The 5358-nt window shown below is 67.2% G+C and carries 7 protein-coding genes; 4 read left to right on the forward strand and 3 right to left on the reverse strand.

Annotated elements, in window-relative coordinates; genetic code table 11:
* Positions 1-186 (reverse strand): hypothetical protein (locus ACH107_RS29490; RefSeq protein ID WP_412509277.1); only part of this gene is annotated, 186 nt, incomplete at its 3' end.
* On the opposite strand from ACH107_RS29490, the gene rlmN reads away from it, so the two are divergent.
* Both rlmN and ACH107_RS29500 read left to right on the forward strand, forming a co-directional pair.
* Entirely contained in the window at positions 185-1366 is a 1182-nt protein-coding gene (gene rlmN, locus ACH107_RS29495; RefSeq protein WP_412509278.1) for a 23S rRNA (adenine(2503)-C(2))-methyltransferase RlmN, read from the forward strand. The genes ACH107_RS29490 and rlmN overlap by 2 nt on opposite strands.
* Before the next feature lie 86 nt (positions 1367-1452).
* The gene (locus ACH107_RS29500; RefSeq protein WP_412509279.1) at positions 1453-2415 is read left to right on the forward strand and encodes an amidoligase family protein; all 963 of its coding nucleotides are present in this window, start codon (positions 1453-1455) and stop codon (positions 2413-2415) included.
* A 39-nt stretch (positions 2416-2454) separates the two neighbouring features.
* Here the strand turns inward: ACH107_RS29500 and ACH107_RS29505 are convergent, their stop codons facing one another.
* Complete coding sequence (locus ACH107_RS29505) at positions 2455-2943, reverse strand: YHS domain-containing (seleno)protein (protein ID WP_412509280.1); 489 nt, start codon at positions 2941-2943, stop codon at positions 2455-2457.
* Positions 2944-3144: 201 nt separating this feature from the next.
* On the opposite strand from ACH107_RS29505, the gene ACH107_RS29510 reads away from it, so the two are divergent.
* A complete protein-coding gene (locus tag ACH107_RS29510) occupies positions 3145-3876 on the forward strand; it encodes a gamma-glutamyl-gamma-aminobutyrate hydrolase family protein (protein ID WP_412509281.1) in 732 nt (243 codons plus the stop codon).
* Positions 3877-3972: 96 nt separating this feature from the next.
* Positions 3973-4170: a hypothetical protein gene (locus ACH107_RS29515; protein WP_412509282.1), complete on the forward strand. Its 198-nt coding sequence runs from the start codon at positions 3973-3975 to the stop codon at positions 4168-4170.
* Positions 4171-4174: 4 nt separating this feature from the next.
* Here ACH107_RS29515 and ACH107_RS29520 read toward each other — a convergent pair.
* Positions 4175-5358 (reverse strand): lytic murein transglycosylase (locus tag ACH107_RS29520; protein WP_412509283.1); only part of this gene is annotated, 1184 nt, incomplete at its 5' end.

Consider the following 5358-nt stretch of genomic DNA (forward strand, 5'->3'; position numbering starts at 1 on the left):
CCCGACCTGCAGCGGCGGATCCTCCGGCGCGGTGCCGAGCGTGTCCTGCGCAAGCAGCGCCGCCCCGTTCAGGAAGTTGGCGCCGCCGGTTTCCTGCGCCCGGGCCCGTTTCGCATGACGAATGTTTCGGAATCGATGCGCATGTTCTATATGAAGGCGCATCTGACGACAGGACCGCGCGACCATGACCGATACCGCCCCCATCACACAGGACGTTCTGACGATCCCCCGCAAGCTGCCGGAAGGGCGCACGAACCTTGTCGGGCTGACCCGCGAGGCGCTGCGCGAGGCGCTGATCGCGGCCGGCACGCCCGAGAAACAGGCGCGGATGCGGACGGGCCAGATATGGCAGTGGATCTACTGGTGGGGCGTGCGCGATTTCGACGAGATGACCAACCTGTCGAAAGCCTACCGCAAGCAACTGGCCGAGAATTTCGTCATCGAGATCCCCGAGATGGTGAGCCGGCAGGTCAGCGCGGACGGTACGCGCAAGTACCTTGCCCGCATCGCGGGGGGCCACGAGGTGGAGGTGGTCTATATCCCCGAGGAAGACCGCGGCACGCTGTGCATTTCCAGCCAGGTCGGGTGCACGCTGACCTGTTCGTTCTGTCACACCGGCACGCAGAAACTGGTGCGCAACCTGACCGCGGCCGAGATTATCGGGCAGGTGATGATGGCCCGCGACGATCTGGGTGAATGGCCCCGCCGCGGCGAGGCGATGGGCGAGCGGCCGCGGCTGCTGTCGAACATCGTGCTGATGGGCATGGGCGAGCCGCTGTACAATTTCGACAATGTCCGGGACGCGATGAAGATCGCGATGGACGGCGAGGGGATCAGCCTCAGCCGTCGCCGCATCACCCTGTCCACCAGCGGGATCGTGCCCGAGATCGCCAAGACCGCCGAGGAGATCGGCTGCATGTTGGCGGTATCGTTCCACGCCACCACCGACGAGGTGCGCGACAGGCTGGTGCCGATCAACCGGAAATGGAACATCGCGACGCTGTTGGAGGCGCTGCGGGAGTATCCGAAACTGTCCAATTCCGAGCGGATCACCTTCGAATACGTGATGCTGAAGGATGTCAACGACAGTGACGAGGATGCGCGGCGGCTGGTGAAACTGATTTCCGGCATCCCGGCCAAGATCAACTTGATTCCCTTCAACGAGTGGCCCGGCGCCCCGCATCAGCGCAGCGACTGGGAGCGGATCGAGCGCTTCGCCGACATCGTGCACAAGGCGGGCTATGCCAGCCCCATACGCACGCCGCGGGGCGAGGATATCATGGCCGCCTGCGGGCAGCTCAAATCCGCGACGGAGCGCGCGCGCAAATCCCGCAAGCAGATCGAGGCGGAAACGCGCGGGGGCTGACGGGCGCGGCGCGTGGTTTGGCGCTTTGACACCGGCGGGGTGTGCCGTAAGATCGCCGTGCGGCGCGCAACAGCCGGAGCCACCCGATGCCGAAAACCGAGTTTTCCCCGCTTCCGCAGCCGTTGAACGCCGACGGCGCGGCGCGTCGTGTCGGGGTCGAGATCGAGCTTGGCGGGTTGAGCGAGGCGGAAGTCGCGCAAGTCTGCAGCGACGTTCTGGGCGGGCAGGCCGCACAGGGTGACGGCCCGTTCTGGACGGTGACCGGCAGCCGAATCGGCAAGATCGAGATCTACCTCGACACGGCGTTGCGCAAGGCCGCGCAGAGCAAGCTGCGCGATCTCGCGCTGGACCTCGGGCGCGAGGTCGTGCCGGTCGAGATCGTGACCGAACCGCTGGACATGGACGGCTTGCGCGCGCTTGACGGGCTCAACACCGCCCTGCGCGAGGCGGGGGCGTTGGGCAGCCGGGCCGGCTGGGTCTATGGCTTCGGGATCCACCTGAATGTCGAGATCGCGTCGGCCGTGCCGGGCGACGTGATCCGCCCGCTTCTGGCCTATGCGCTGATCGAGGACTGGTTGCGGACCGCCAACCCGATCGACGACTCGCGGCGGCTGCTGCCGTTCACCGACCCGTATCCGACGGAACTGGTGCGCGCGTTGATCGAGGCCGGGCCGGATGCCGCGCTGCGCGAGGTGATCGCGCTATACCTGCATCATTCGCCGACCCGGAACCGCGGGCTGGACATGCTGCCCGTCTTTGCCCACCTGGCGCCCGACGCCGTGGAAGGGGCGCTGACCGAGGCGACATCGGCGCGGCCCGCCTTTCATTTCCGGTTGCCCGATTGCCTGATCGACGATGCGGGCTGGTCCATCGCGCAGGAATGGCAGCGTTGGGTCACGGTGGAGCGGGTGGCGGCCGATGCCGCGCTTCTGGCGCGGCTCGCGGCGGCGTGGGAGGATGATCACGGCCTCGTGACGCTGTCGCGGTCAAGCTGGGCGGCCCGCTGCGGCGCGATCCTGCGCGAGGCGGGGCTGGACGAGGCCGGGTGAGCGCGGTCGGCGGGGCCGGGGCCCCGCCGCGCGCTTTCATCAGTTTGGTTCCAGCTCGTCGGCAGGCATGTCCCGGATCCGCGCCCATCTCTTGTCAGCCTGCTTGATATGGCCGGGAACGTCGGACAGCCATTTTTTCTGCGGACCCTCGGCCGTGTTCAAATACAACGTGCCGTCCACGACGCGGAACAGCCCGGGCTTCGTGTCCAGCTTGATGCCCATTGCCGCGCCCATCGCGCAATAGCCGCCATAGGCCGGCACGTACTTGTCGGGATTGCTGTTGAAAACCTCGCGGTTTTCCGCTGAGGCGAAGTGATACGTCACCCCCTGATGCGCGGCCGTGATTTCGTCACTGCCCTTGACCGGCGCATCCTCGGTGAAATAGGCGACCGGGTCGTACCCCTTGAGCATCACCCCGTCGGCATTGGCGTTCAAGGCGTGCGAGGCGCCGGAACCGGCCATGGCCGGCGCGGCCATTGCAAGGCCGAATGCGGCAGTCGCGAAGAATGTCTGGCGTCTGGTAAACATCTGATTGCTCCTTTGGGTGTCGTGATGCCTTGCAGACTTGCGTGGTCGGGGTCGGATGCGCAATTCACTTAAGGCTCGCCCTTGGTCACGAAGCGCTGATCCCGGCGTGAGCCGGGGCTGGCGGGACCGGGCCGCGCCTGCTTGCAGCCGGGCCGTCGCGGCCTACACTGCATCAGGTGTGGCGTTACGAGGAGGTGGCGTGTGACATCATATCGCCCGGTGATCGGGGTCACGACCTCGCAACGCTCGGGGTGGCGGATATTCCCGCTGGTGGCGTTCAATGTCTGGATGGCCGGCGGACGCGCGGTACGCTGGACGGCGCGCTCCGATGCCGACCTGCGCGGCGTTGACGGCGTGATCATCGGCGGCGGCGACGACATCTCGCCCGAATTGTATGGCGGGCGCTGGGCCAGTTCCGCGCGGCTGGACCGGGCGCGCGACACTTTGGAACGGCGGATCGTTGCGGACGCTTTCGATGCCGAAAAGCCGGTGCTGGGCATATGCCGGGGCAGCCAGATGCTGAACGTGGCGCTGGGCGGAACCCTGCACCGGGATGCCTATGACATCTACCGTGACAGCGCACGCCACCGCACGATCCTGCCGCGCAAGGCGGTGCAAATCGTGCCGGGGACGCGGCTGGCGATGCTGGTGGGGGACGCGGAGATGCGCGTGAACGCGCTGCACAGCCAGGCGGTGGACAGCCTCGGCCGCGGGCTGCGCGTGGCGGCCCGGGACCCGGGTGGCATGGTACAGGCCATCGAGCGGGTGCGCGACCCGTTCGCCATCGGCGTCCAGTGGCACCCTGAACACCTGTTCTATGCCCATCGGCAACAGGCGCTGTTCCGCGCGCTGGTATCGGCCGCGGCGGCGGCGCATCGCCATCGCCCGCAACTGGCGCGGGTCGATCGCGACGAGGCCGGGCGCCACAATTAATTCCCGCGCCTGCCCGAATCCCGCACGATTGTCGTCACCAGCGATGGTTATACCGGTCTCGCAATCAAAATTGTCGAGAGGCAGGAAACGATGACCATGCAGGATACCCAGCAAAGCAGAAAGATCCGGGATCTGGTGATGCGCGAACGCCAAATGGCGGTGTCGGATCGCGAGTGGAAGCACCGGCTGCGCGGCTATGGCTATGCCATCACCGATACGACCGAGGGGCGTTTCGTCACCTCGCTGGTTCAGGGGCGCGCGCTGTGCAGCCTGCCGGGGCATCTGGCGGCCTGAGCCGTCAGCGCCCTCGCAGATGCGCCAGCAGGTCCTTTGACGGGAAGCCGTCCACCGTCAGCCCCGCCGACCGCTGATAGGCGCGGATGGCAGTGACGGTATTGGGGCCGACGATGCCGTCGATCTTCTCCAGCGCGTGGCCGTTGCGCCGCAGGCGGCGCTGCATCTCCTTGCGCTCGTCGAAGGAAAGCGGCTTGTACCCGCGGGGCCAACTGGCCTGTATCGGCGGGCCGCCGGCCAGCCTGTCCGACAGGTGCCCCACGCCGATCACGTAGGCGTCGGCATTGTTGTAGCGTTCCAGCACGCTGAAATTGTCGAAGATCATGAAGGCCGCCCCGCGCGCCCCCGCCGGGAGCAGGATCGAGGCCTGCCCGTGGTTGGGCACGGCGCGGCCGCGCATGTCCGTCACGCCCAGAGAGGCCCATGCCGTGGGCGTTTTCCGGACCGACCTGCTGGCGAGCGCGTGGTCGAATCCGCTCGGCAGGCGCACCTCCACCCCCCATGGCTGGCCCTTGGTCCAGCCGAACCGCTTGAGATAGGCGGCCGTGGAGGCCAGCGCGTCGGCGGGATCGTCGGACCAGATGTCACGCTTGCCGTCGCCGGTGAAATCCACGGCATACGCCTGATAGGAGGTCGGGATGAACTGCGTGTGGCCCATGGCGCCGGCCCACGAGCCTTTCATGTCACGCGGGGACACGTCGCCCGATTGCAGGATCTTCAACGCCGCGATCAGCTGCTTTTCGAAGAAGGCGCCGCGGCGCCCGTCAAAGGACAGGGTGGCCAGCGATTCGATCAGGGGGATGTCGCCGCGCCGTGTGCCGTAGGTGCTTTCGAGCCCCCATACGGCGGTCACGACTTCTTTCTCGACGCCGAAGCGCGACTCGATCCGGCGCAGGGTCCGTGCGTGACGGCGTAGCGCGGCCTTGCCCTTCTCGACGCGGACGGGCGAGGCGGCGCTGTCGAGGTAATCCCAGATCTGGGACTTGAATTCCGACTGGTTGCGGTCCCTCTGGATGACATCGGTGTTGTAGCGGACCCCGGCGAAGGCGCGGTCGAGGATGCGTGCGCTGATGCCGGCGGCGCGGGCGCGTAGTTGAGCACCCGGACCTTCGGGGCGTGACGCGCGCTCAGCCGTTCGGCGGCGCGCGACAGGTCCGGCTTGATGATCTTGGACGGGAAGGACCCGAC

This window comes from Roseovarius halophilus (ex Wu et al. 2025) (assembly GCF_047086965.1).